At 70.1% G+C, this 23,309-nt stretch carries 27 protein-coding genes, 1 tRNA gene and 1 other annotated feature; of the genes, 7 read left to right on the top strand and 21 right to left on the bottom strand.

Translation table 11 applies throughout. The annotated features are described in order from the left end of the window. Positions 1–2 precede the first annotated feature (2 nt). The 6 genes from pstC to MU522_RS07415 form a co-directional block, all read right to left on the bottom strand. A complete protein-coding gene (gene pstC / locus MU522_RS07440; RefSeq protein ID WP_246990431.1) occupies positions 3–935 on the bottom strand; it encodes a phosphate ABC transporter permease subunit PstC in 933 nt (310 codons plus the stop codon). 110 nt (positions 936–1,045) lie between these two features. Next, positions 1,046–2,146 (bottom strand): phosphate ABC transporter substrate-binding protein PstS, encoded by a 1,101-nt coding sequence (locus MU522_RS07435; protein ID WP_128190058.1) that lies wholly within the window; start codon positions 2,144–2,146, stop codon positions 1,046–1,048. A gap of 342 nt (positions 2,147–2,488) precedes the next feature. Then, entirely contained in the window at positions 2,489–3,073 is a 585-nt protein-coding gene (locus tag MU522_RS07430; protein ID WP_246990430.1) for a hypothetical protein, read from the bottom strand. A 111-nt stretch (positions 3,074–3,184) separates the two neighbouring features. Then, a complete protein-coding gene (locus MU522_RS07425) occupies positions 3,185–3,814 on the bottom strand; it encodes a DNA-directed RNA polymerase subunit beta (protein ID WP_246990429.1) in 630 nt (209 codons plus the stop codon). A 32-nt stretch (positions 3,815–3,846) separates the two neighbouring features. Further along, positions 3,847–4,431 (bottom strand): hypothetical protein, encoded by a 585-nt coding sequence (locus MU522_RS07420; protein ID WP_246990428.1) that lies wholly within the window; start codon positions 4,429–4,431, stop codon positions 3,847–3,849. Between the two features lie 65 nt (positions 4,432–4,496). Continuing rightward, positions 4,497–7,046, bottom strand: a complete 2,550-nt coding sequence (locus MU522_RS07415; protein WP_246990426.1) for an HAD-IC family P-type ATPase — start codon at positions 7,044–7,046, stop codon at positions 4,497–4,499. Between the two features lie 121 nt (positions 7,047–7,167). On the opposite strand from MU522_RS07415, the gene MU522_RS07410 reads away from it, so the two are divergent. The 4 genes from MU522_RS07410 (at position 7,168) to MU522_RS07395 (ending at position 9,134) form a co-directional block, all read left to right on the top strand. Then, positions 7,168–7,240, top strand: a tRNA-Lys gene (locus MU522_RS07410). A 130-nt stretch (positions 7,241–7,370) separates the two neighbouring features. Next, entirely contained in the window at positions 7,371–7,610 is a 240-nt protein-coding gene (locus MU522_RS07405) for a hypothetical protein (RefSeq protein ID WP_246990424.1), read from the top strand. Positions 7,611–7,631: 21 nt separating this feature from the next. Further along, the gene (locus tag MU522_RS07400) at positions 7,632–7,916 is read left to right on the top strand and encodes a hypothetical protein (RefSeq protein WP_246990423.1); all 285 of its coding nucleotides are present in this window, start codon (positions 7,632–7,634) and stop codon (positions 7,914–7,916) included. A gap of 49 nt (positions 7,917–7,965) precedes the next feature. Next, a protein-coding gene (locus MU522_RS07395; RefSeq protein ID WP_246990422.1) for an IS3 family transposase occupies positions 7,966–9,134 on the top strand; the annotation gives its coding sequence in 2 pieces (ribosomal slippage) (positions 7,966–8,250 and positions 8,253–9,134; 1,167 coding nt in all). Between the two features lie 145 nt (positions 9,135–9,279). On the opposite strand, the gene MU522_RS07390 is transcribed toward MU522_RS07395, so the two are convergent. The 4 genes from MU522_RS07390 to MU522_RS07375 all read right to left on the bottom strand — a co-directional run bounded on the left by MU522_RS07390 (position 9,280) and on the right by MU522_RS07375 (position 13,142). Then, positions 9,280–10,185 (bottom strand): NADP-dependent oxidoreductase, encoded by a 906-nt coding sequence (locus MU522_RS07390; RefSeq protein WP_246990421.1) that lies wholly within the window; start codon positions 10,183–10,185, stop codon positions 9,280–9,282. A gap of 82 nt (positions 10,186–10,267) precedes the next feature. Then, on the bottom strand, positions 10,268–10,693 hold the full coding sequence (locus tag MU522_RS07385) for a cupin domain-containing protein (protein ID WP_054682998.1): 426 nt from the start codon (positions 10,691–10,693) through the stop codon (positions 10,268–10,270). A gap of 105 nt (positions 10,694–10,798) precedes the next feature. Next, entirely contained in the window at positions 10,799–12,802 is a 2,004-nt protein-coding gene (locus MU522_RS07380; RefSeq protein ID WP_054682996.1) for a cation-translocating P-type ATPase, read from the bottom strand. A 94-nt stretch (positions 12,803–12,896) separates the two neighbouring features. Next, positions 12,897–13,142, bottom strand: a complete 246-nt coding sequence (locus tag MU522_RS07375) for a heavy-metal-associated domain-containing protein (RefSeq protein ID WP_054682994.1) — start codon at positions 13,140–13,142, stop codon at positions 12,897–12,899. Between the two features lie 170 nt (positions 13,143–13,312). Between MU522_RS07375 and MU522_RS07370 the strand changes: the two genes are divergently transcribed. Continuing rightward, the gene (locus tag MU522_RS07370; protein WP_246990420.1) at positions 13,313–13,996 is read left to right on the top strand and encodes a Crp/Fnr family transcriptional regulator; all 684 of its coding nucleotides are present in this window, start codon (positions 13,313–13,315) and stop codon (positions 13,994–13,996) included. Between the two features lie 84 nt (positions 13,997–14,080). Here MU522_RS07370 and MU522_RS07365 read toward each other — a convergent pair whose 3' ends face one another. From MU522_RS07365 to MU522_RS07345, 5 genes are all read right to left on the bottom strand, one after another. Continuing rightward, a complete protein-coding gene (locus MU522_RS07365; RefSeq protein ID WP_246990419.1) occupies positions 14,081–14,866 on the bottom strand; it encodes a hypothetical protein in 786 nt (261 codons plus the stop codon). Positions 14,867–14,879: 13 nt separating this feature from the next. After that, positions 14,880–15,212 carry a ferredoxin gene (gene fdxA, locus MU522_RS07360; protein WP_119076069.1) on the bottom strand — a complete coding sequence of 111 codons (333 nt, stop codon included), beginning with the start codon at positions 15,210–15,212 and terminating at the stop codon, positions 14,880–14,882. Between the two features lie 48 nt (positions 15,213–15,260). Beyond that, on the bottom strand, positions 15,261–15,989 hold the full coding sequence (locus MU522_RS07355) for a VIT family protein (protein ID WP_246990418.1): 729 nt from the start codon (positions 15,987–15,989) through the stop codon (positions 15,261–15,263). A 47-nt stretch (positions 15,990–16,036) separates the two neighbouring features. Further along, positions 16,037–17,301, bottom strand: a protein-coding gene (locus MU522_RS07350; RefSeq protein WP_246990417.1) for an IS3 family transposase whose coding sequence is annotated in 2 segments (ribosomal slippage) — positions 16,037–16,998 and positions 16,998–17,301 — 1,266 coding nt in all. Because the reading frame shifts where the segments join, the coding sequence is not laid out codon by codon here. Then, positions 16,868–17,002 (bottom strand) — a sequence feature (AL1L pseudoknot). Its footprint overlaps the gene before it by 135 nt. A gap of 51 nt (positions 17,302–17,352) precedes the next feature. Next, positions 17,353–18,120, bottom strand: a complete 768-nt coding sequence (locus tag MU522_RS07345) for a DNA-processing protein DprA (RefSeq protein ID WP_246990415.1) — start codon at positions 18,118–18,120, stop codon at positions 17,353–17,355. A 195-nt stretch (positions 18,121–18,315) separates the two neighbouring features. On the opposite strand from MU522_RS07345, the gene MU522_RS07340 reads away from it, so the two are divergent. Beyond that, positions 18,316–18,687 (top strand): sulfate permease, encoded by a 372-nt coding sequence (locus MU522_RS07340; RefSeq protein WP_246990414.1) that lies wholly within the window; start codon positions 18,316–18,318, stop codon positions 18,685–18,687. A 2-nt stretch (positions 18,688–18,689) separates the two neighbouring features. On the opposite strand, the gene MU522_RS07335 is transcribed toward MU522_RS07340, so the two are convergent. From MU522_RS07335 to MU522_RS07315, 5 genes are all read right to left on the bottom strand, one after another. Then, complete coding sequence (locus MU522_RS07335; RefSeq protein WP_235812663.1) at positions 18,690–19,034, bottom strand: hypothetical protein; 345 nt, start codon at positions 19,032–19,034, stop codon at positions 18,690–18,692. A gap of 161 nt (positions 19,035–19,195) precedes the next feature. Further along, complete coding sequence (locus MU522_RS07330) at positions 19,196–19,501, bottom strand: transcriptional regulator (protein ID WP_146355525.1); 306 nt, start codon at positions 19,499–19,501, stop codon at positions 19,196–19,198. Then, entirely contained in the window at positions 19,494–19,958 is a 465-nt protein-coding gene (locus MU522_RS07325; protein ID WP_146355527.1) for a hypothetical protein, read from the bottom strand. Before MU522_RS07325 ends, MU522_RS07330 begins: the two co-directional genes overlap by 8 nt. A 66-nt stretch (positions 19,959–20,024) precedes the next feature. Beyond that, positions 20,025–20,654, bottom strand: a complete 630-nt coding sequence (locus MU522_RS07320; RefSeq protein ID WP_246990413.1) for a phosphoribosyltransferase family protein — start codon at positions 20,652–20,654, stop codon at positions 20,025–20,027. 13 nt (positions 20,655–20,667) lie between these two features. Next, positions 20,668–21,759 (bottom strand): hypothetical protein, encoded by a 1,092-nt coding sequence (locus MU522_RS07315; RefSeq protein ID WP_246990412.1) that lies wholly within the window; start codon positions 21,757–21,759, stop codon positions 20,668–20,670. Between the two features lie 149 nt (positions 21,760–21,908). On the opposite strand from MU522_RS07315, the gene MU522_RS07310 reads away from it, so the two are divergent. Then, positions 21,909–22,334, top strand: coding sequence for a universal stress protein (locus MU522_RS07310; RefSeq protein ID WP_128190082.1), 426 nt, complete (start codon positions 21,909–21,911; stop codon positions 22,332–22,334). Between the two features lie 35 nt (positions 22,335–22,369). Here MU522_RS07310 and MU522_RS07305 read toward each other — a convergent pair whose 3' ends face one another. After that, positions 22,370–23,302 carry an aldose 1-epimerase family protein gene (locus tag MU522_RS07305; RefSeq protein WP_146355533.1) on the bottom strand — a complete coding sequence of 311 codons (933 nt, stop codon included), beginning with the start codon at positions 23,300–23,302 and terminating at the stop codon, positions 22,370–22,372. Positions 23,303–23,309: the final 7 nt, after the last annotated feature.

The following is a 23,309-nucleotide window of genomic DNA, read 5'->3' as shown; positions in this document are numbered from 1 at the left end:
GCCTACCTCCCTCCGTCCACGGTCGTCTTCGCGATGATGATGCGCGAGACGGCGTTGACGATCAGCGTGATCGCGAAGAGCACGAGGCCGGAGCCGATGAGCATGTTGACGGTGAGCCCGTGCGCCTCGGGGAACCGCAGCGCGATGTTCGCGGCGATCGTCGAGGGGTTCTGCGAGCCGACGAGCACGAACGTGACGGCGCCGGAGGAGGCGAGCACCATCGCGACCGCCATCGTCTCGCCGAGCGCCCGGCCGAGGCCGAGGATCGAGGAGGCGATGATGCCGGAGCGCCCGTGCGGCAGCACCGCCATCGTGATCATCTCCCAGCGCGTCGCGCCGAGCGCGAGCGCCGCCTCCTCGTTGAGGCGCGGCGTCTGCAGGAAGATCTCGCGGCAGAGCGCGGTGATGATGGGCAGCACCATCACGGCCAGGACGATGGATGCGGTGAGCACGGTGCGGCCGGTGCCGGAGGCGGGCGGGGTGAACAGCGGCAGCCAGCCGAGGTTCTGCGCGAGCCAGGCGTAGGACGGCTGCAGGAACGGCGCGAGCACGGCGATGCCCCACAGCCCGTAGATGACCGAGGGGATGGCGGCGAGCAGGTCGACGAGGTAGCCGAGGCCCATCGCGAGCCGGCGCGGTGCGAAGTGCGTGATGAACAGCGCGATCGCGATCGCGACGGGCACCGCCATGAGCATCGCGAGGAACGCCGACCAGAGGGTGCCGAACGTGAGCGGCCACACCCAGGCGAGGAAGCTGTCGTCCTCGGGGAGCGGTCCGATGAGCGCCGGGACCGCCTGCGCGACGAGGAAGATCGCGACGCCCGCGAGGGCGACGAGGATCAGCACGCCGGCGGTGGTGGAGACCGCCTTGAAGATGACGTCAGCCGGCCGGTTCGGCGCGGCTGCGCGCGTCGCGGGCGGTGCTGCGGTGGTCATGGGGCTCCCAGCGGGCTCGGGGACGGACCAGGGCATGGAATCCGGCCGGGGCGAACGAGCGCCCCGGCCGGACGGTGCAGCCCGAAGGCTACGGAGTGATGATGCCAGTCTTACTGGATGGTGTCGATCACAGCCAGGACCTCGTCGCGCAGCGCGTCCGAGATCGGCGAGTTGCCGGCGTTGGCCTCCGCTGCCGACTGTCCCTCGGCCGAGACGATGTACGACAGGTACGCCTTCACGAGCTCGGCGGTCGCGTCGTCCTCGTAGTCGGTGCAGGCGATCGCGTACGAGATGAGCACGAGCGGGTAGACGCCCGCCTCGGTCGTGGTGCGGTCGAGCTCGACGGCGATGTCGCCCTCGTGACGGCCCTCGATGCGCGGCGACGCGTCGACCGCAGCGGCGGCGGCCTCGGCCGAGAACGGCACGAACTCCTCGCCGACCTGCAGCGCGACCGTGCCGAGCCCACCGGCGCGCGACGCGTCGGCGTAGCCGATCGTGTTGGTGCCGTTGGTGACCGCGTCGACGACGCCCGAGGTGCCCTGGGCACCCTCGCCGCCGTAGGCCCACGTCTCGAAGACGCCCTCGGTCCAGACGTCGGGAGCCGTCGCGGCGAGGTACTCGGTGAAGTTCTCGGTGGTGCCCGAGTCGTCCGAGCGGTGCACGGCGGTGATCGGGGCGTCGGGCAGCGTCACGTCGGGGTTCAGCTCGGCGATGGCCGGGTCGTTCCAGTTGGTGATCTGGTCGGAGAAGATGCCCGCGATCGTCGCGGCGTCCATGTTGAGCGACTCGACGCCCTCGACGTTGAAGATGACCGCGATCGGGGAGATGTAGACCGGCAGGTCGACGGGCAGCGTGTCGGGGGCGCACGCGGCGAACTCGCCCGCGAGCTCGTCGTCGCCGAGGATCGCGTCGGAGCCGGCGAAGCCGACGCCGCCGGCGATGAACTGCTCGCGGCCCGCGCCGGAGCCGGCCGGGTCGTAGGTCACGTTGACGTCGGGGTTGGCCGACTGGAAGCCCGCGATCCACGCCTCCTGCGCAGCGCCCATCGACGAGGCGCCGGCGCCTGCGAGGTCGCCCGACAGCGTGGACTCGGGAGCCTCGGAGCCGTCGGTGGCCGGCCCGGCTGCGGGCTCGTTGGCGGCGCAGGACGAGAGCAGGAGCGCGCCCGCTGCGGCGACGACCGCAGCGCGGCCGAGCTTCGTGAACTTCACAGTGTTCCCTTTCGGAAAGTGTCGGTGCAGGGGCTGAGGATCCCCGTGACTGGGCGCACGATCGCGCGCCGGGGACCACGGTAGGCAGACCGGGTGGCGGCGAGGCTCCGCGAAGGTGAACAGCGGGTGAACGCGGGCGCAGGCTTCCGAGCATGGAAGTGCCGGGCCGCGAAACGCCTCTCGGCGGAAAGGCCGCTCGCAGCGGCGAATATTGGAGCCCGGGGTGACGCGGCCCGGCCTCACCAGGGTAGCGAGCCTCGGCGTGACACGCGGGCGGATGCGCTCCCCGCGAACGCGGCAGGGGCGCCCGGAACCCGGGCGCCCCTGCCGCTCAGCGGTCGGTCACTGCACGTCGATGACCGTGTCGGGCACATCCGGGTGCCCGTACGTGGAGCGGAAGATGAGCTGTGCGGGCGTGACGCCCTCGGGCAGCTGCACGGCCGCGCGCGCGCCGGTGAACGACTGCGTGTCTGCGTAGAAGATGTCGTCCTCGGCGGTCGCGGTGCCGATCGTGTCGGCCCAGTCATACTGCTCGCCGTCGCTGCCGACGACGAGGATGTCGAAGCAGCCGGTGAAGTCGAGGCTCCCCTCGAGGTGCTCGCCGTCGATGACGATGCCGATGAAGGCGGTGCCGGGCTCGGGCTCGGCGAACTCCATCGGCGGGTCGGCCTCGACCGCGACGACCGAGAAGGTCCACACGTCGCCGAGCCCGTCGTCGACGGTGAACTCCTCGCCCGCGACCTGGCCTCCCGTGCCGGGCTCGGCGGTCGCGCCGGGCTCGGTCGACTCGGTCGGCTGTACGGGGTCGCCCGGCTCGACGGGAGCCGTGGGCGCCGCGGGGACCGCGGGCGGCAGCGGGATGCAGCCCGTGAGGGCGAGCGCGCCCGCGGTGAGGATGATCGCTGCGGCGAGGGTGCGGCGTGCCATGTCGTGCTCCTTGGTCGGACGCCGGCGCCCGTGCGCCGACCCGGCCGTCAGCCTATGACGGATCCTCATCGGCGACGCTGAGGCTGTGCACAGGCGCGCCGCGCCCGCGGCTCAGACGAGGCTCTCCGAGCGCCACATGCGCGCGCAGACCTGCAGGTCGCCCGAGATGTCCGCGAGCGACGCCGCCATGCGGGTGCGCTCGCCCGCGCGCTCCGGATGCGTCGCCTCGTCCCGGTGGGCGGCCTCCACGGCCCCGGCGGCCGTCACCGTCGCGAACGCGGCGGCGCGCTCGAGCGCGAGCGCGAAGTCCCCGGCGAACACGCCGCGGAGGATCGTCTCGGTGAGCGCCCGGAGCTCCGCGGGACTCGCCGGCGCCGGCACCCCCGCGACGACCGGCGCCGCCGTGTGGAGCGCATCCGCCCCCGCCTGGTAGAGCGAGGCGGCCTCGGGGGCCCGCTGCGTGACGAGGGCGTGCAGCAGGTTGACGCGCCACAGCGCCCCCGGCAGCGAGTGGGGCCGCGCCTGCGACCAGAGCTCGGCGACCGTGTCGATGCCGTCCTCGCGCGCGACGCGCAGGATGCGCTCGACGACGCCCGGGTCGGCGCCGCTGCGCACGCGCGCGAGGAGCGCCTGCGCCGTCTCGCTCGCCAGCTGCAGCCGCACCGCGGGGTCGACGTCGCCCTCGACGCGGTCGAACCAGTCGTTCGAGAAGAACGTGGGGCGGGTGAAGTCGTCAGCCATCCGCCCCATCATCCCGGATGCGCCGGGCGGCGTCAGCCGGTGAAGTCCCAGACGCCGCCCTGGTCGGTCGTGACGCGCACGTGGTTCAGCTCGACGGTGTCGGGGATGTGGAAGATGCCGACGCCGTCGACGAACGACGGCTCGGTGCCGGTGGTGAACAGGTCGCCCTCGGCGTAGTAGTTCGATGCGGAGCTGAGGCCGTACTGCGAGCCGGTCGCGTCGTCGACGATGTAGATGTGGAAGGCGTGGAAGAAGTCGGCCTCGTCGCCCTCGAGCATCTCGCCCGACACGAGCACCTCGACGAGCTGCTTGCCCGGCTCCGCCGCGTCGCCCGCCGCGTCGGTCTCGACGACCGCGATGTCGGTCACCTCGAAGCTCCAGACCGACCCGTCCTGGCCCTCGGCGGTGATCTCGTAGGGGCCCTCGGTCGGCGCGGCCGTCTCGCTCGGCGCCGCGGTCTCGGTCGCCTCCGGCGACTCGCTCGGCGCCGGCTGCGCCTGGGTCTCGGTGGGCTGCGGCGGCGCCGCCGGCGGCTGCGGCACGCACCCGACGGTGAGCATGGCGGCGGCGGCGCCGACGAGCAGCGCGAGCGCGGGGCGGCGGAGGGACGGGATCATGGCGGCTCCTCGAGTGGCGGTCCTGCGAGCACGATAGGCGGCGAGGCTGGACGCGCGCCGCACCCTCAGGCCGTGTCGCCCGCCGCCCGCGGCGCATCCGCGACGATCGCCGGCGGCAGCTTCGGCGCGAGCCGGTGCCACAGCTCGATGAGCACGCTCGCGACGAGGCCGAGGCCGATCGAGCCGAGCAGCAGGTCGGGCTCCGGCGGCCGGAACTCGAAGAAGTCGCGGATGGGCGGCAGCAGCACCGCGATCACGAGCGACGCGGCCATGACGGCGACGATCGCCGCCCGCGTGGGCGTGAACGGCCGGCAGGCGATGCCGAGCACCCACAGCCCGCAGACGGTGAGCGTGATGACCGCCGCGGTCTGCACCTGCCGCTCGTCGGCGCCGGCGGCGCGGCCGAGGAGGGTCGTCGCGAGGATCGCGAGCGCCACCGTCGCCCCCGACGGCACGGTGAAGCGCAGGCTGCGGAACAGGAAGCCGGGCACGTAGCGGGTCGCGGCCGGCATGAGCGCGAGGAAGAAGGCGGGGATGCCGATGGTGAGCCCGTCGGTCGCCGACAGCTGCCGCGGCAGGAACGGGTACTGCAGCAGCAGCGCCCCGAACAGCAGCGCCATCGTGAACGCGTACGTCGTCTTCGTCAGGAAGATGCGCGAGACGCGCTCGATGTTGGCGATCACCTGCCGCCCCTCGGCGACCACGCGCGGCAGGTGCGAGAAGCGCCCGTCGAGCAGCACGAGCCGAGCGACGGCCTTCGTCGCGGGCGCGCCGGATCCCATCGCGATGCCGAGGTCGGCGGTCTTGAGCGCGAGCGCGTCGTTGACGCCGTCGCCGGTCATGGCGACCGTGCGGCCCATCGCCTGCAGCGCCTCGACGATGCCGCGCTTCTGCCCCGGCGTGACGCGCCCCAGCACCCGGTGCTCGGCGAGCACCGCCGCGAGCGCCGCGGGCTCCGCCGGCAGGTGCCGCGCGTCGAAGGCGTCGCCGGGCAGGTCGACCCCCACCTGGCGCGCGACCGCGCCGACGGTGCGCGGGTGGTCGCCCGAGAGGATGCGCACCTCCACCCCCTGCGCGCGGAAGTAGTCGAGGGTCAGGGCCGCGTCGTGCCGCACGTGCTCGCCGAACGCGAGCACCGCGACCGGCCGCGCCGCGGGAAGCTCCTGCCGCTCCGCCTCCTCGGGGGAGATCGGATGCGGCGCGTGCGCGAGCACGAGGGCGCGGCGTCCGCCGGCGGCGATCTCGAGCGCGCGCGCGGCGACGGCCGGGTGCGCCGCCTCGTCGCCGACGACCGACTCGGGGGCACCCAGGATCCAGGTGCCGCGCATCCGCCCGGCGGCGAACGCGACGGCGCTCCGACGGCGCGCGGAGGAGAAGCCGATGACGGCGCTCGCGCGCTCGGTGGGCCTCGGGAGCGCGGGGGCGATCGCCTTGGCGGTGGCGTTGGCGCTCTCGTCGTGCCCGAACCAGGCGAGCGCGTCGAGCCACGCGCCCGACGCGCGCCCGAGGTCGTCCGGGGCCAGCGCATCCCCCGGGCTCCCGTCGTCGCCGACCGGCGCCACCGAGAGCAGCTCGACGTCGCCCTCGGTGAGGGTGCCGGTCTTGTCGAGGCAGATGACGTCGACGCGCGCGAGCCCCTCGACCGCGGCGAGCTCCTGCACGAGCACCTGCCGGCGGGCGAGCTTCACGGCCGCGACGGCGAAGGCGATCGACGTCATGAGGATGAGGCCCTGCGGCACCGACGCCGAGATCGCGGCGGTCGCGAGCACGACCGCGTCCTGCCATGCGCCGCTCTCGATCGCCGCGGCCCAGCCGCCGCGCGCCTGCATCTGGCCGTTGAGCACGATCGCGATGAGCGGCACGAGCGCGATCGAGATCCACCGCACCACCCGGTCGAGCGCCGCGCGCAGCTCGGAGTGCACGAGCGAGAAGCGGCGCGCCTCGGCCGTCAGTCGCGCCGCGAACGAATCGCCGCCGACGCTCGTGAGCTGCACCGCCGCCGAGCCCGACGAGACGGCCGAGCCCGACAGCACCCCGTCGCCGACGTGCTTCAGCTGCGGCTCCGACTCCCCCGTCAGCAGCGACTCGTCGAGATCGATGCCCTCGCTCGCCACGATGACGCCGTCGGCCGGCACCTGGTCGCCGCGGCGCAGCAGCAGGATGTCGTCCTGCACGAGCTGCTCCATGGCGACGTCGAGCCGCTCGCCGTCGCGCACCACCGTGCTGCGCTGCACGTGCAGCAGCGCGAGCGAGTCGAGCTTGCGCTTCGCGCCGTGCTCCTGCACGACGCCGATGACGACGTTCGAGATCGCGGCGAACGAGAAGAGCGCGTCCTGCCAGCGGCCGAGCAGCAGCAGCACCGCCGTGCAGACGGCGATCACGAGGTTGAACAGCGTGAACAGGTTGGCGCGCAGGATCGACATGAGCGTGCGGCTGGAGGCGTGCGCGAGCCGGTTCGCGCGCCCGTCGGCGACCCGCTGCGACACCTCGGCCGCGGTCAACCCGACCTCCGGATCGGTGGTGGTCAGCAGCCGCTGCCGCACGGGCTCGCCGGCGATCGCCGCAGCCGTCGCGTCGTCGGGCGACGACGGGCGCGCGGGGGTCTCGGCGGTCATGCGGCCTTCCTGGAGGGGCGGGTCGGGCCAACTCTGACGGATGCGCGCCATGCTCACCAGGGGGAGCGACCGGAATCATCCGCGCGGCCGACCCCCGGGCCGCTCGGTACGCTGGGGGGAGGGGCCTGTAGCTCAGTCGGTAGAGCGTCGGACTTTTAATCCGCTGGTCGTGGGTTCGAGCCCCACCGGGCCCACCGCACGCACAAGGCTCGAACCCTTGCCAACGGAAACGTTGGTCGAGGTTCGGGCCTTGTTCGCGTCCGCGACCCAGGTTAGAGCGTTGGCGTTGACCTGCGGATCGAGCAGCATCTCGAAGGGGCGGTTGTGCTGGACGCGCAGTTCGTTGTCCTCGTCGATGAAGACCTTCGTGAAGAACGCCTGGTTGCACAGACGCCGGTTGGTGTCGTCGCAGCGGGTGTAGATGTCGGCGCAGTTGGCGAGCAGGCCGAGGGCGTCGTCGAGGTGGGCTCGGGCGTCGGCGTAGTCGCCGAAGTGGGCGTCGATGCGGCGGGCTACCTGGTCGAGTTCGGCGACGATCCGATCCTGCTCACGCTTGAGCACTGAGAGCGGGATCGCGTCGGCGTAGTGCGCCTGCATGAGCCGGTCCTGCTCGCCTTCGAGCCGATCGCGGTTGGTGCTGAGGCGTTCCAGTTCCTCGGTTTCAGCGGCCATGAGCCGGTCGAACTCATGATGGAGCATCCCTGCGAGGGCATCCTGCTGGGCCGGCGTGATCTGGACGCGGGTATAGTACTCCTCGACGAGCTTCTCGACGTCTTCGATGAGCATCGCCTGGCGCGTGCAGTCGGTGCGCTTGGAGTGCCGACCGGAGCACACGAAGTAGCAGTAGACATGGGTCTGCTGCACGGATAGGTGACACCTGATCTGTGGTGCCGTGAGGTGCCGCTGGGAGGATGTCATCATGCCCAAGCCCTACCCCCGTGAGTTCCGTGAGGACGTCGTGCGCGTTGCTCGGAACCGTGAGCCCGGTGTTCCGTTGCGTCAGATCGCGGCGGACTTCGGGATCAGCGAGACCTGTCTGCAGAACTGGGTCCGCCAGGCGACCGTCGAGACCGGTGCGAGGCCTGGTGCGACCAAGGCTGAATCGGATGAGGCCCGCGAGCTGCGCAAGCGGGTCCGGCTGCTGGAGCAGGAGAACGAGGTGCTTCGCCGCGCGGCGGCGTACTTCGCGCAGGCGCATCTGCCGGGAAAATGACCTACCCGCTCGTGAAAGAGCTCGCCATCGATGGGATCCCCGTCGCGGTGACGTGCCGGGTGCTGAAGCTCGCTCGCCAGCCCTACTACCGCTGGCTCGCCAACCCCGTCACGAGTGCTGATCTGGTGGAGGCGTATCGCGCGAACGCGCTGTTCGACGCCCACCGCGACGACCCCGAGTTCGGGCATCGTCTGCTGGCCGATGAGGCGCGCGACGTCGGGGAGCCGATGGCTGACCGCACGGCGTGGCGGATCGCGTCGCGGAACGGCTGGTGGTCGGCGTTCGGCAAGCGCAAGGCTCGCGGGCACGGCAAGAAGGCCGGCCCGCCCGTCCACGACGACCTCGTGCAGCGCGAGTTCGTGGCCGATGCCCCCAACCGGCTCTGGCTGACCGACATCACCGAGCACCGCACCGCCGAGGGCAAGCTCTACCTCTGCGCGGTCAAGGACGTGTTCAGCAACAAGATCGTCGGCTACTCGATCGACTCGCGGATGAAGTCCCGGCTGGTGGTCAACGCGATCGACAACGCGGCCGCGCTGCGCGGCGACGTCGCCGGTTGCGTGGTACACAGCGACCGAGGAAGCCAGTTCCGGTCCCGGAAGGCGATCCGCGCGCTGGCCCGTCACCGCATGATCGGATCGATGGGCAGGGTCGGCGCGGCCGGCGACAACGCCGCGATGGAGTCGTTCTTCTCATTGCTGCAGAAGAACGTCCTCAACCGGCGGGCATGGGCCACTCGGGAAGACCTGCGGATCGCAATCGTCACCTGGATCGAGCGGACCTACCACCGACGCCGTCGACAGCCACGCCTTGGCCGTTTGACGCCGGTCGAGTTCGAGACCATCATGACCAAGAACCTGGCCCTCGCGGCCTAACCGAAACTGTCACCTACTCGTACAGCAGACCCGAAGCGGCCCAGTGCCGGTGGTCGTTCCCATGGTGGTTATCTGTTGTCATGTGTTCGTCTTCGGATTTGCCGGTTGATCACCCACGCCCCCGGTGGTGTCGGTGGAGCCAGCCTTAGGGCACCACGATGATCTTTCCAGCGGCGTGTCCGGTCTCCACTGCGGCAATCGCCTGATCTGCTTGATCAAGGGCGAACTGAGCGTCCACGTGGGGATCGACCAGTCCGTATTGGATGACCTCGGTGATCTTGGCCATGGCCTCATCCGTGCGTGCCAGGGCCAGGCCGCCCAGCTCGGCGGCGGTGTCTGGGTCCGCTGCGGAGATGATCCGGGTTCGGTCGGGCACCAGGTCCGCAACAGCACGCAGCGCATCGCCACCGACGAGATCAACAATCAGGTCGGGGCCGCCGGCACTCACCTGCCGCACCCGATCGGCCACCCCTGGACCGGATTCGATGAAGGTGGCACCAGTTGACTCGACGAGTTCCCGCTTGGTTGCGCTGGCCACGCCGATGACCGTGAACTCGTGCACGCGACCAATCTGGGTCGCCATCAGTCCCACTCCGCCGCCGGCGCCGAGCAGTAGCAGGGTCTGGCCAGGTTTGAGTTCAATCTGGTGGGTGGCGTCGTAGGCCGTGGCTGCGGCCACCGGGATGGTGGCCGCGTCGGCGAAGGAGATCTCCTCGGGCTTGGCCACAGTCGTGGAGGCGCGCAGCAGTGTGTGCTCGGCCATTCCACCCTGCCCGGGCGCCACCAGGCCGAGCACCTCGTCGCCCACGGCGAAGTCCTCGACCCCGTCGCCGACCTCAGTGACTACGCCGGCGGCTTCACGGCCCATCGGCGCCGGCAGGCTCCAGTGACGGCCCAGCTGGCCTTCCCGGATCTTCCAGTCCGCCGGATTTACACCGGCGGCTCGGACTTCGATGGCCAGTTCCCCGGGCCCGGGCGTTGGAACAGGCCCCTCGATCAGTTGCTGGGTCTCGGGTCCGCCGTAGCCGGTGAAGACATAAACCTTGGACATGAATCGAATCTCCTTCTGATCTGGACTGGGTGGCGCGTCGTCGACGTCCCGGGTGGGTCTTTCGTGGCGGTGGCGGTGGCGGTCAGGACCGGGGCGGTTCGTCCTCACCGGCGGCTTCGGCGGCGTCAGCCTCTTCCCGGGTGGCGAATACGGCGCCGGTAGCGTGCTCGGGTGGGCTGTAGATGGTGTACAGCACCAGCGGCTCGTCGCCGGTGTTGCGGAAGTTGTGCTGGGCACCGGCGGGTACCGCGCACTGGTCACCGGCATCGATGGGGTGGGTGTGGCCATTGAGGTCGGCTTCGCCGGTTCCGGAGACGAAGGTCAGGATCTGATCGGTGTGTTCGTGGACCTCGTCTCCGATCTCGCCACCGGGCGGAATGGTCATCACCACGATCTGGGTGTGTTCTCCGGTCCACAGCACCTTCCGGAAGTCAGGATTATCCCTGGCCACGTCCTCGATGGTGAAATGCTCGACGTTGTCGCCAAGGGTGAAGTTCTTTTCGCTCATGGTCGGTCTCCTCTGTTTCGTGTGTTGATTTTGGTGTTCGCGTCGTTGTTTTGAGTCTTGGAGGTGCCCGGTGTCCGGGGTGGGTCCATTGCCCCGGGATGGGCGTCAGGCGGCCACCTGCTCCGCAGCTGTCCCGATGGTGCGTTCACTCTTTGGCATCGTCGTGGAGTCTCGGGTGTTTCGCAGCAGCCGCATCGCGTTGGCGATCACCACGAGCACGGAGGCTTCGTGGACGAGCATGCCGATCGACATGGTCACTCCGCCGGCGAAGACTCCGGCCAGTAGCAGCACCACGGTGATCAGGGCGATCGCGATGTTCTGCTTCATCACGTTCACGGTTCGCTTGGCCAGGCCGATGGCCTCGGGCAGCTTGAGCAGGTTGTCGCCCATCAGGGCGATGTCCGCGGTCTCCACGGCCACGGCCGAGCCTGCCGCACCCATCGCCACGCCGATGTTCGCGGTGGCGAGAGCCGGAGCGTCATTGACGCCGTCACCGACCATCGCGATCGTGTGGCCCTGGCGCTGTAGCTCGGTGACAGCGTCCAGCTTGTCCTCAGGGAGCAGGGAGGCGTGGATCTCGTCGATCCCGGTGGCTTTGCCGACGGCCTCGGCCACCAGTCGGGTGTCACCGGTGAGCATGACGACCTTCTCGACGCCGGCCCGGTGCAGTCGCGCGACCATCTCCGGTGCGTCCTGGCGGATCTGGTCCGCGACGGCGACGACGCCGATCACCCTCCCGTCAACAGCGACGATCATAGGTGTTTTCCCGGCGGCGGCCAGGTCCTGGGCGGCCTGCGCAGCCTCGGCGATGCCCGAGGCAATGCCGTACTGCTCCAGTAGCGGCGGGTTGCCGATCAGCACCTGGCGGCCATTGACGTTCGCCACGATGCCCTTGCCGGGGACCGGGGTGACGGCGCCGGGGATGCCCTGCGGGGCAACGCCCTCCTCGCGGGCGGTCTCCAGGATGGGGCGGGCCAATGGGTGTTCGGAGCCGGCCTCAGCTGCCGCGGCCCAGCGCAACACCTCCGTACGGTCGAGCGTGGAATCCAGGATGATGACGTCGGTCAGCTGCGGTTTGCCCTCGGTGAGGGTGCCGGTCTTGTCCACGGCGACCGCCGTGATCTTCGCGGAGGTCTCCAGGAACTCGCCGCCCTTGATGAGGATGCCGTTGCGCGCGGCGCGGCCGATGCCCGCCACGATGGCGACCGGGATGGAGATCACCAGGGCGCCCGGGCAGCCGATGACCAACAGGGTCAGGGCCAGCACCACGTCTCCGCTGATAAGTCCGGCCACCAGGGCCAGGACCATGACGGCGGGGGTGTACCACGTGGAGAACCGGTCGATGAAGGCCTGGGTCTTGGCCTTGGCGTCCTGAGCCTCTTCCACACGGTGGATGATGCGGGCCAAGGTGGTATCTGCGCCGATGCCAGTGGCCAGGACCTGTAGGAAGCCGCCGCGGGAGACGGTGCCGGCGAAGACCTGCCCGCCTTTAGTTTTCTCCACCGGGATGGACTCGCCGGTGATGGAGGCCTCGTCGATGGCACCGGTGCCGGAGACGACCTGGCCGTCCACGGGGACCTTCGCACCGTTCTTGACCAGGACGATCTCGCCCATTCTCACTTGCCCGGCAGGGATCTCCTGTTGCTCGCCATCGCGCACAACGATCGCGGAATCCGGGGCGACGGCGACGAGTTCGGCCAGTGCCGAGCGGGTCTTGTTCAGGGTCGCAGCTTCCAGCGCGTGGCCGATCGCGAACAGGAACGTGACCGCCGCGGCCTCCCAGAAGTTGCCGATGATGACCGCGCCGATAGCCGCAACCGACACGAGCAGGTCGATGCCGACGACCTTGGCGATCAGCGCGCGCACCGCCTTCACCACGATCCCGTAGCCGGCAACCACGGCCGCGGCGATCATGAAGACATCCCCGAGGGTGAAAGCCGCGCTGGCGTGAGTGGCGTGGGCCCCGGCGTCGAGCCACCACTGGGGGCTGACGGTGAGGTTGGCGACACCCCCGGCCAGCCACTGGATGGCGAAGGAGATGATGATGAGCACGCCGGACACGACGGGGACTGACCAGTTCCCATAGACCCATTTTTGGAGCCTGTTCACTTTCGGGTACGACCTTTCTGGGTCTCGTGCCAGCAGACCGGCAGCGTGGAATGTCGGAAGGATGTCCGCAGGCGGCCCGCGGGGGCCGTTGGCCTCAGAAGGCAGACGGTGCGGCCCTGTAGCCGGCTTTGGCGATAGCGGCGACGAGGTCATCCACGGAGATGCGCTCGGCGTCATGGTCGACCTCGATGCGGGCGGAGGCGAAGTGGACCTTCACGTTCTCGACACCCTTGAGTCGCCCGACCTGCTTCTCGATCTTCGCCACGCACGACGGGCAGGAGAATCCCTCCGCTCTCAGGACGGTGTGAGTGGTGGTGGGGGTGGAGGTGGAGGTGGCCATTGTGGACCCCTTTCGTGATGTGTTCCTTATTGGTACCTTCACGATAGGTTTGCGGCGCCCGGAACTCCTTGACATAGATCATGTTCGGTGCGCGCCTGCTACCGAGGCGTCGCTGCCGCTGCCGCTGTCCGGTCCCGCGGCGCCGATGCCGACTCCGGTAGACTTGCCACATGCCTGTGGATGATTTGTGCGTCAGCCGCGTGCCGATCTTCCAAGGACTCACCCGCGAGGAGCAGTTGCGGGTCGCGGAGTTCGTCCGCCCGGTGCATGTTGCCAAGGGAGAGACGGTCTATTCGCCAGGACAGTCGGTGTCGCGTCTGTTGGTGATGCACAGCGGACAGCTCAAGGTCAGCCATGCGGCGGCCAATGGCCAGGAACAAATCCTGCGCACGGTGACCAACGGTGATGTCGTGGGCGAACGGGCCTTCCTGACCGGCCACCTGCCCAATGACCTCGTCGTCGCGCTGGAAGACAGCCGGATGTGCGTCTTCGACCACACCGACCTCTCGGCCCTGCTGCGCGACTACCCTGATGTCGGTCTGCGGATGCTGCGGACTCTGTCCGACAGGCTCGCCTCCGTCGAGCGATTGCTGGCCGCCATCACCTCCAGCGATGTCAGTGCCCGCATCGCGGCCTACTTGCTGGATCTGCCCGGCAGCATCCGAGACGGCGTGCCCACAGTGTGGCTGCCGTTGGCGAAGTACGAAATCGCCTCCTATCTGGGCACCACGCCAGAAACTCTGAGCCGACGCCTTGCCGCGCTCTCCGCCTCCGGTGTCATCGAACTCCACGGGCGTCGTGATGTCACGATTCTCGACATTGATGGGCTCGAACGCGTAGCCACACCTCGATAGACCGGTATCGCCATGGCTTGGCTAAAGGTGGCGTGCGACCGGGCCCGTATGCGGCTTGCCCCGTCCTCGGGTGCGTAAGCATGGTCACATCAGCATCATGAGGATGAGAAATAGCAGGAAGCCGCCGGCTGCCATCGCGATGGTGCCGGTGCTCTCTTTGATTTCGTAGGCTTCGACCAACAGCTCTGCGACGGCGGTGAAAAGCAGGGCGGCGGCACCAAAGCCGAGGCCTGCGATCAGCACGGGGGCTGAGACACCGGCGAAGACGACAGCGCCGAGCACCGCGCCGATAGGCATCATGACCGCAACGAAGGCGCCGACACCGATCGCGGTGCCGAGGGAGCCGCCGCCCGCGCGCGCGGATCCCGCTGTGGAGGCGGCGACGAACAGAAGCTCGATCGACAGCGCGATCGCGATCAAGAGGGCTGCCGCCCCGCCGGCGGACAAGGCGATGCCGATGATGGCGCCGTCGATCAAGACAACGACCGCGAGGGCGACGACGAGGCGGAGATTCACACCCGTGACCGCCTTGGTCTGACTATCACCGTGCCCGTGCCCGTGCCCGTGCCCGTGCTCGTCGCCGTGGGAATGGCCGTGGCCGAACCGGGTGAGGAGCGCGCGCAGCGCCAGCATGAACGCAGTGCCTAGCACGAAGCCGATGATCAGCGGCCAGCCGCCACCCAGGTGGAGCGCCTCCGGGAGCAGATCCAGTGTTGCCGCGGCGATGATCAAGCCTGCGGCGAAGTGTTGTACATAACTGGTGAGTGTGGAGGTCTGGCCACGCGTCGCGAGAGCCGCGATCACCGCCCCCAGGACACCTGCCACCAGGCCGATCGTGCCCAGTCCGAGCGCCTGTCCGAACAGTTCCATGTCGATTCGCCAGTTAGAGGCTGGCGTCTTTATTTTGCGGGGGCAATGCCGCAACCAATGGATGATCCCTGCCGGTGTTGCCGAGTTTGACGGCGCCACCCGGTGAACCCAGTTCGTCAAAGAACTCGACATTCACTCTGTAGTACTCCGCCCACTGATCGGGGGTGTCATCCTCGTAATAGATGGCTTCAACCGGACAGACGGGCTCGCAGGCCCCGCAGTCCACACACTCGTCCGGGTGAATGTAGAGCGACCGCTCGCCTTCATAGATGCAGTCCACCGGGCACTCTTCAACGCAGGCCTTGTCCTTGACGTCTATACAGGGCTGGGCGATTACATAAGTCATGGGTGAACGCCACCTTCACGGTCAGCTAGGTTCAGCGGTCGTCTCCGCTCAGCCAACAGCGACGCCGAAGAGCAGGCCGATGAGGTAAGTCGCAATCATCGTCGCTGAGCCCATCACCACGTTCCGGAGGATGGCCCGGCCGCGCGGGGCCCCGCCGAGGGCGGCGCTGATCCAGCCGGTGAGGAACAAGCCGATCACCACTGCAACCGCGGCGATCCAGACGCGATTCTCGCCGAATGGCAAAAGGATCATTACGAGCGGGATGAGCGCTCCCAGCGCGAACGAGACGAATGACGAGACAGCCGCCGCCCAGGGGCTGGTGAACTCTTCGTGGTCGATTCCAAGTTCAACCTCTGCATGGGCTGCGAGGGCGTCCTTCGCGGTGAGCTCGACCGCGACCTGATGCGCGAGGTCGTCCGAGAGCCCACGCTGACGGTAGAAGCCGGCGAGTTCTTCGAGTTCTTCCTGAGGTATGGTCTCGAGTTCCCATTTCTCCTTGGCGATCAGCGCCTTCTCGGTATCGCGCTGGGTGCTCACCGAAACGTACTCGCCTCCGGCCATCGAGAATGCGCCAGCGACCACTGCGGCGATTCCTGCCGTGGCGATCGCGAGAACGTTGTTCGGGGTCGCCGCTGCGACACCGATCACGACGCCAGCGGTCGAGACGATGCCGTCGTTCGCTCCCAGTACCCCGGCGCGCAGCCAGTTGAGTCGCTGGCCGGTGCCCCGGTCGTGAGGTTCGCCGGGATGGGCTTGGGGTGCTGTTTTTCTAGCCATGGCTCGGTGCCTCCATTGAAGCGCCCTGGGTCTGATGGAGACTCGCGCTATTTGATTCCGACCAGCAGATTGCGGTCGTTGGGGACAGCATAGAACGCGGCCTCGAACTCTGCGGGCGGGACGTCGCCGAGGTAGCCGTGGAGGCGCTGCGTGTTGTGCCAGTGCACCCACCCGAGCGTCGCGAGCTCGAGGTCTTCGACCGTCTTCCACGGCCCTGGCCGCGCGGGGCCGCGGACGAGTTCTGCCTTGTAGTAGCCGTTCACCGTCTCGGCGAGGGCGTTGTCATAGCTGTCGCCGACCGTCCCGATCGACGGCGTGGCACCGATCTCTGCGAGGCGTTCGCCATAGCGAATCGAGGTGAATTGAGAGCCTGCGTCGCTGTGACACCGCAGATCCTCGTGCCGGGCGCCGCGGGACCAGCGGGCCATCTCGACCGCGTCGAGGACGATCTCGGTTCGCATGTGCGACGCGATCCGCCAACCCACGATCATCCTGCTGAACGCGTCGATGATGAAGCACACGTAGGCGACGCCGGTCCAGGTCGGCACGAACGTCAGGTCGGTGACCCAGAGCCGGTTCGGGGCGCTCGCGGTGAAATCCCGCTTCACCAGGTCCGGGTGCCGCGCCGACGCCGGATCCGGCCTCGTCGTCTTGACCCGCTTCGACCGCCGCGCGCCCTCGATCCTCGCGGCGCGCATCAACCTGGCGGTCTGGTCGCGGCCGATCATGATCCCCGCGCGGCGGGCAGCCCTCCAGAGCTTGCGGACCCCATAGACGCGGTAGTTGGACTCCCAGAGTTCGACCAGTTGCGGGATCAGCTCGTCGTCCCGCACCGCGCGGGCGGACGGCGTGCGGGTCTTGGCGGCGTAGTAACTACTCGGAGCCACCTGCAGCAGCCTGCAGATGAGCTCGACTCCGAGCCGGCGACCGTCCACAAGATCGTCCCTGTTCGCGTCGACGAACGCGACTACTTCCGGTAGTGGCGGTCGAGCTCCGCCCCGAAGAAAGACGCCGCCCGCTTCAGCACCTCGTTGGCCCGCCGCAACTCCCGGTTCTCCTGCTCGAGCTCACGCACCCGCTGCGCCTCCGCGCTGCTCACGCCGGCAGTGACGCCGTCGTCGACGTCGGCCTGCTTGACCCACATCCGCACGGACTCAACACCGTAACCGAGTTGCGTCGCGACGCGCTGGACCGTCCCTTGCGTGACACCGAGCTCAGCGCGCAGCGTCCTCACCATCCGCACCGCGGCGGCCTTCTCCTCGACCGAGTACCGACGCGTCGTCGGCTTCCCATTCGCCAGTTCCTTCGGCATAACTCCATCCTCGTTTCCAAGGTCAGGAGCCTCCAACAAACTCAGGGCGCTTCACTCTGCCACCTTCATTGATCCTGAGCGAGCTCCGGCCTCGACAACGACAGTCGCTGTGGAGAGCGCGGCCATCAACCGCGCCCGTGCAATGAAGCGGTGGCGCGTCGGAACCGCGCCTGGTGGAACCTCGCTGACCAGGAGGCCGAGGTCAGCCACCCGCTCAAGAAGTTCACGGTGACCGATTGGGTAGGGGCGATCAACGCCGTTCGCCACGACTGCAATCGTGTCGCCGTCGGATGCCAGCGCCGCTCGATGGGCAGCCCCTTCGATGCCGTACGCGCCGCCGGCCACGACTATCCGCTCCGCGTTGGCGAGATCGGAGGCCAGTTCCGCGGCGACGTGCTCGCCGTATGAAGTCGCGGCCCTCGCCGCGGTGATCGTGACGAGATCATCGAGTGGTCGCGCGAGGAAAGACGTCGTGCCACGAGTCCACAGGACGTATGGCCGCCGGTCGCCAAGATCGTCGAGTGCGGATGGCCACTCCCCGTCACCGGGGATCAGGGTGCCGATGCCAGCGCGCTCGGCGTCGACGATGCGCTGCCCAAGTGTCCGAGCGTCTGAGCGCTCGAACTGGGCGCGCCACACCTGAGCGTCAACAGCACTGAGGCCCGGCACCGCGTCATCACGCTCAGCAAGCCGAAGCAGCTCAAACGCCCCCAGCTCGCCCAGGAGACGGCCTGTCACGGCGTCCTCTGGTTCGACGGTCATCGACAGCAGCATCCGTGCTGTGCGCTCGTCCTGGACTACGTGGCTCAGGTTCGTCATCGTCGGGTCCTCTCACTCCTACAGAGAGGTGCGCGCGGCGACGCGGGAGCCCAAGGGTTCCGTGAACGCCGACCCCGGCGTACAGTGGATGATGAGGCAGGTTCTCCTCATATTGCGGGTCCTCCGGGACGGCCTTCGGGCACTCACACACGTTCTGCCTCCTCGACGGAGTAACACGTGTGACAAGAGGCCGTCATGTTCCGCCTTATCTGGACGCTCAGCGTTCGCACTCGCGACTATCTGCACCGCTACATGCCGAGCAACCGGCTGCTCGCTGCTGTCCGCACCCGTCGCGGACTCAAGTGGGGGATGCCCGCGATGCTGGTCGCGCTTCCGTACATCCTGATCGCCAGCGTGTGCTCTGGCTCGGCAGCCGACGGTGGCCCCGGTTGGCTCCACCTCATCGTGCTGTGGGCCTGCTGGAACGCACTGAAGTTCATCGTCATGGGACCCGTGAGCGTCGTTCTGCTCATCCGCGCGCGCCTGCGCGAGGCTGCGATCCGTCGTCGCCAGCGCCACGACTCGCTCGCCGAGGCAAGCACGCATGAGCCAGATCTTCGTGTCTAGGCTCAACTGCCCACGGCAGCGGCTGCTTTGATCCGAGAACGGCGGCCACCAGGTCGGATCACGACACCGTGCGATGCGAGCGCTTGCCGGACCGCCTGAGGCCCCGCCCCGACCTTCATGCCGACCTCTACCAGCGTCAACCCGCTGAGGTAGAGGTCGGCTGCTTCGTGGATGCGGGACGGATCGAACCGACCGCGGCGGATGGTGACCTCCCGACGGGTGAGGTGGGTGGCGACCGTGCGGCGGTTCACTCCGAACACGGATGCCAACTCCACGAGCGTCGCGCCCTCGCGGTACTGCGCCACCAGATTGTCGACCTGCTCGGGCCGTAGCAGGGTTTGAGCCATCCCAAGTGATCGCACCACTCGACCCCTGGAGTCGGAAACGGTAGGCTCCGAGGAGCGATGGTCGTGGTCGTAGAAGCCTCGTGACCTGCGCAAAGACAGGGTTTTCAGGTGTGGGCAGGGGTTCTCAAACTCTCTACGGAGGTCCACCGTCGGCGCCGCGGTCATGAGGACGGGCCGGCGATCTCCTGCAGCGCGCGCACGTGGGCATCGAAGGCCGTCCGGCCCGCGGCGGTGAGCGCGAGCCACATCACGCGCCGCGCGTCGCTGCGCCCGGCCGATGCGGTCTTCCGCGAGGTGACGTAGCCGGCGTCGGACAGGGTCCGCACGTGCTTCGACAGCGTCGCGTCCGAGACGCCCAGCGTGTCGCGGAGCAGCGCGAAGTCGAGCCGGTCGACGCGGCGCAGGAGCCCGCAGATGCGCAGGCGCAGCGGCGCGTGGATGGTCTCGTCGAAGCGGGCGTCACGCACGGCGCACGTGCTCCACTGCCGCCCGATAGGCGACGCCCGCGAGCCAGGTCGTGACGGCGAACGCCACCGCGCTCGTGAGCGCCACGGCCCAGGCCAGCTCGAGCGACACCAGGCCCAGCGAGACGCTGAAGAGCGCGAGGCAGGTCACGAGGATCCCGGCCGTCGCCCACGCCGCCCGGGCGCCCATGACGCCGAGCCGCGCGCCCGTCTCCCGCTGGACGAGGTGGGCGACCACGAGCACGCCGAGCAGCGCGATCCAGCCGGTCGCGGGCGGCTCGTACGCCGCGCCGGGGCGGGCCGTCGCCGCCGACGCGACCCACCATGCGGCGAGCGCGCCGATCGCCGCCATCAGGGCCCACGGCACGCGCAGGCGCCCCGCGAGCCGCTCCCGGTCCATCGTCAGCGAGTCCAGTGCCTCCGCCGCCGTGCGCGACGCCTCCGCGTGATTGCTTTCCATGTCGGAAAGACTACACGGGAGTTTCCGATGCGGAAAGCCATTGCGGCGCCCGTCGATCGCGGCCCGTCAGCGCGGCCGCGACCGCTCGAGCGCCGCGAGCACCTCGGCCTCGGTCGTCTGCGCGAAGGAGCGGTAGTGGTCGCCGACGGCGCGGAACGCGAAGGGCTGCTCGAGGCAGACCACGGCGTCGGCGCCCTCGATGCGCCGTGCCGCGTCGGGAGCGCCGACGGGTGCCGCGACGAGCACGCTCCTGGCGCCGAGCGACCGCGCGACGAGGCACGCCGCGGTGGCCGTGGCGCCGGTGGCGATGCCGTCGTCGACGATCACGACCGCGTCGCCCTCGAGATCCGGCGGCGGGCCGCGCCGCAGCAGCCGCGCCCGCTCGTCGAGCACGGCGCGCTCGCGGCGCTCGACCGCCGCCACCTCCTCCGCGGTCACGCCGGCGCGCGCGATCGTGCTCGCATCCACGACCCGCACGCCGCCCTCGCCGATGGCCCCCATCGCGACCTCCGGGAACGACGGCAGGCCGAGCTTCCGCACCAGCAGCACGTCGAGCGGCACCCCGAGCACCGCGGCGACCTCGGCCGCGACCGGTACGCCGCCGCGCGGCAGGCCGAGCACGATCGAGACGGCGTCGCCCCGCTCGCGCAGGTGCTCGCCGAGGAGCCGGCCCGCCTCCTCCCGATCCGCGAACACCGCGCCTCCTCGGTCAGCCGCCCTGGCGCGCCACCGCGTAGCGGAGCACGGCCGCGACGGGCTCGACCTGCCCGGCGGCGTGCACCGGCACGACCCTCGCGCCGGTCGCGAGCGCCAGCCGGATCAGCTCGTCGCCGCGGTCGAGCGACGCCCCGCCCTCGCCCATCGCCGCTTCGCGCCAGCGCGGGTCGACGAGCAGCGTGTCGACGGCGCCCTCGCGCGCCGCGGCCTCGACCTCGCCCGGATCCCGCAGCACCAGGTCGCGCGGCGACTCGCGCAGCCTCATCAGCTGCGCCTCGAGCGCCCGCGCCCGCAGCTCGTCGACCGCCGGCGCGGCGAGCTCGGCCAGCCGGTCGACGCTGTCGGCGTCGCGGTTGCCGGCGACCGCCGCCGCGACGGGCAGCGCCTCCGGCGCGGTCTCGCGCAGCGCGCTCAGCAGCGGCTCTGCCGCCGCGACCGCGAGCAGCGCATCCGACTCCCGCAGCACCGGCTCGATCGCGCGGTGCAGCTCGCGCGAGAAGCTGCGCAGGCGCTGCTTCGGGTCCTCCGAGACCCGCAGGTGCGCGAGCGTGCCGCGGTCGCCGGTGAGGTCGAGGTCCTCGACATCGGTGAGCTCGCGCGGCATGCCCGGCACCTCGACCTCGCGCGCGGGGTGCGCGGTGACGTCGACGAGCCGCACGGCGCGCTCGGATGCGGCGAGCACGAGCACCGGCGGGCGCTCGGCCAGCGCTGCCTCGAGCAGCGGGCCCACGAGGTACCGGTCGCCGACGCCGAGCCGCTCGGGCGCCTCGGTCGTCATGGCCAGCACCTCGCAGCCGTCGGGCGAGGCGAAGATCCCGACCGAGCGGATGCGGCCGTCCCACGGCCCCTCCGCGTCGGAGGGCGGGCTCGCCTCCTGCTCGAGGCGCGCCCGCACGGCCTCGACGGCCTCGGGCGGCGCGCCCGCCTGCTCGAGCGCGACGATCGCATCTCGGATCCGGCTCCTCGCGGCCGTGGTCACGCGGTTGCCGCGCACCCGCTCGTGGGCCGGCGCGTACGCGGTGACCCGCCAGGGGCCGCGGTCGTCGGCGATGCGGCGCACCGCATCCTCGGTCGGCGGCAGCATGCGTCCTCCTCTCGGCGTGCGCGATGCACACCGCCAGCGTGCCCCCGACGGCGCTCGCCGACAAGGGGCGATCCTGCGCCCGCGCGCCCTCCCCGGCCTCGCGCATCCGCCCCCTGTACAGCGCGCCGCGGCGGGAGGACGATGGCGCCATGGACGAGCGCGCAGCAGCAGACCGCATGGTCGTCGGCGTCGACGGCTCGCCGCAGTCGGTCGCCGCCCTGCGCTACGCAGCCACGCTCGCGACCGCCCTCGGCGCGTCGATCGAGGTCGTCACGACCTGGAGCTACCCGCCCGTCGCCGATTCGCCGATGCTCGCCGACTGGGATCCCGCCCAGGACGCGGCGCGGGCGCTCGACGCGACGGTCGCGGAGGCGTTCGACGGGGATCCGCCCCGCTCGCTCACCCGAGCGGTCGTCTCGGGCGGCGCCGCGAAGACGCTCATCGAGCGGAGCGCGGGCAGCCGGATGCTCGTGCTCGGCAGCCGGGGCCATGGCGGCTTCGTGGGCCTCGTGCTCGGCTCGGTGAGCACCGCGTGCGCCGCGCACGCCAAGTGCCCCGTGCTGATCGTGCACTGAAGCGCCACCGCCCGCGGGCGGGGACGGGCCGGCCGCTAGAACCCGACCGGCGCGATGCCCCACTGCCCGCGCCAGTGCTCCCCCGGCTCGAGCCACACGAGGCCCTGCCCCGAGTTCAGCGCGTTCGCCGGCGCGCTCATCGGCTCGACCGCGACCGCGTGGCGCACCCCGTCGATCGCCGGGAAGTCGCTCGGCGTGAACACGACCGCGTACGGGAACGACGCGTCCTGCCAGAGCTCGGCGCCCCTGCCCTCGCGATCGACGAGCGACGACGTGGCCACGCCGCCCACGAACTCGAGGCCCGCGTAGTTGTGGTCGATGTCGAGCTCCGTCAGGCGTCGGCCGCCGCGCAGGTCGGGCGCCGACGCATCCATCGCGTCCACGAGCGTCTCCTCCGTGGGGATGAGGTCGACCGCGTTGAAGACGCGCGCCGCGGGCACCGTGAGCGTGAGCTCGTCGGCGGGCGTGCCGCCGACGGCGAGGTACGGATGCGCGCCGCACGCCCACGGGGCGCGCTCGGCGCCCGCGTTGATGGCCTCGTGCGTGACGCGCAGCCCGTCGTCGGTGAGCTCGTAGGTGACGAAGGTGTCGATGAGGAACGGCCAGCCCGTCTGCGGGTGGATCGTCGCCTGCAGCAGCACCTTGGACTCGTCGTGCTCGAGGAGCCGGTAGGGCGAGAAGCGCAGCAGCCCGTGGCTCGCGTTGCCCTTGTCGCGCTCGGTGATGGGCAGCCGCTGCGTCTCGCCGTCGAGCTGCCAGTCGCCGCCGGCGACCCGGCCGCCCCACGGCGCGAGCACGATCCCCTGACCCTTCGCCGGGCGCTTCTCCTCGGCGAACGGCTCGACGAGGTCGACGTCGTCGACGGTCAGCTCGCGGAGCGTCGCCGCCACCTCGGTGATCGTGGCGCGCAGGCGGCGACCGTCGACGTCGCGGGTGATGGTGAACTGCTGTCCTGTGGGCGGGCGCATGGGGCGA

Origin of the sequence: Agrococcus sp. SCSIO52902 (assembly GCF_022983135.1) — a bacterium.
GTDB lineage: Bacteria > Actinomycetota > Actinomycetes > Actinomycetales > Microbacteriaceae > Agrococcus > Agrococcus sediminis.
The sequence above is the reverse complement of the archived record's forward strand: the minus strand, read 5'-3'. Positions and strand labels throughout refer to the sequence as shown.

What these genes read in the sequence shown, in the direction of transcription:
- MU522_RS07420 (WP_246990428.1), bottom strand. Translation starts at nt 4,431, where the DNA reads ATGATCCCGTCCCTCCGCCGCCCCGCGCTCGCGCTGCTCGTCGGCGCC.
- MU522_RS07425 (WP_246990429.1), bottom strand. Translation starts at nt 3,814, where the DNA reads ATGGCTGACGACTTCACCCGCCCCACGTTCTTCTCGAACGACTGGTTC.
- MU522_RS07305 (WP_146355533.1), bottom strand. Translation starts at nt 23,302, where the DNA reads ATGCGCCCGCCCACAGGACAGCAGTTCACCATCACCCGCGACGTCGAC.
- MU522_RS07375 (WP_054682994.1), bottom strand. Translation starts at nt 13,142, where the DNA reads ATGGCCACCTCCACCTCCACCCCCACCACCACTCACACCGTCCTGAGA.
- MU522_RS07385 (WP_054682998.1), bottom strand. Translation starts at nt 10,693, where the DNA reads ATGAGCGAAAAGAACTTCACCCTTGGCGACAACGTCGAGCATTTCACC.
- MU522_RS07340 (WP_246990414.1), top strand. Translation starts at nt 18,316, where the DNA reads ATGTTCCGCCTTATCTGGACGCTCAGCGTTCGCACTCGCGACTATCTG.
- MU522_RS07365 (WP_246990419.1), bottom strand. Translation starts at nt 14,866, where the DNA reads ATGGAACTGTTCGGACAGGCGCTCGGACTGGGCACGATCGGCCTGGTG.
- MU522_RS07345 (WP_246990415.1), bottom strand. Translation starts at nt 18,120, where the DNA reads ATGACGAACCTGAGCCACGTAGTCCAGGACGAGCGCACAGCACGGATG.
- MU522_RS07315 (WP_246990412.1), bottom strand. Translation starts at nt 21,759, where the DNA reads ATGCTGCCGCCGACCGAGGATGCGGTGCGCCGCATCGCCGACGACCGC.
- MU522_RS07390 (WP_246990421.1), bottom strand. Translation starts at nt 10,185, where the DNA reads ATGTCCAAGGTTTATGTCTTCACCGGCTACGGCGGACCCGAGACCCAG.
- fdxA (WP_119076069.1), bottom strand. Translation starts at nt 15,212, where the DNA reads ATGACTTATGTAATCGCCCAGCCCTGTATAGACGTCAAGGACAAGGCC.
- MU522_RS07430 (WP_246990430.1), bottom strand. Translation starts at nt 3,073, where the DNA reads ATGGCACGCCGCACCCTCGCCGCAGCGATCATCCTCACCGCGGGCGCG.
- MU522_RS07415 (WP_246990426.1), bottom strand. Translation starts at nt 7,046, where the DNA reads ATGACCGCCGAGACCCCCGCGCGCCCGTCGTCGCCCGACGACGCGACG.
- MU522_RS07370 (WP_246990420.1), top strand. Translation starts at nt 13,313, where the DNA reads ATGCCTGTGGATGATTTGTGCGTCAGCCGCGTGCCGATCTTCCAAGGA.
- MU522_RS07310 (WP_128190082.1), top strand. Translation starts at nt 21,909, where the DNA reads ATGGACGAGCGCGCAGCAGCAGACCGCATGGTCGTCGGCGTCGACGGC.
- pstC (WP_246990431.1), bottom strand. Translation starts at nt 935, where the DNA reads ATGACCACCGCAGCACCGCCCGCGACGCGCGCAGCCGCGCCGAACCGG.
- MU522_RS07355 (WP_246990418.1), bottom strand. Translation starts at nt 15,989, where the DNA reads ATGGCTAGAAAAACAGCACCCCAAGCCCATCCCGGCGAACCTCACGAC.
- MU522_RS07335 (WP_235812663.1), bottom strand. Translation starts at nt 19,034, where the DNA reads ATGGCTCAAACCCTGCTACGGCCCGAGCAGGTCGACAATCTGGTGGCG.
- MU522_RS07325 (WP_146355527.1), bottom strand. Translation starts at nt 19,958, where the DNA reads ATGGAAAGCAATCACGCGGAGGCGTCGCGCACGGCGGCGGAGGCACTG.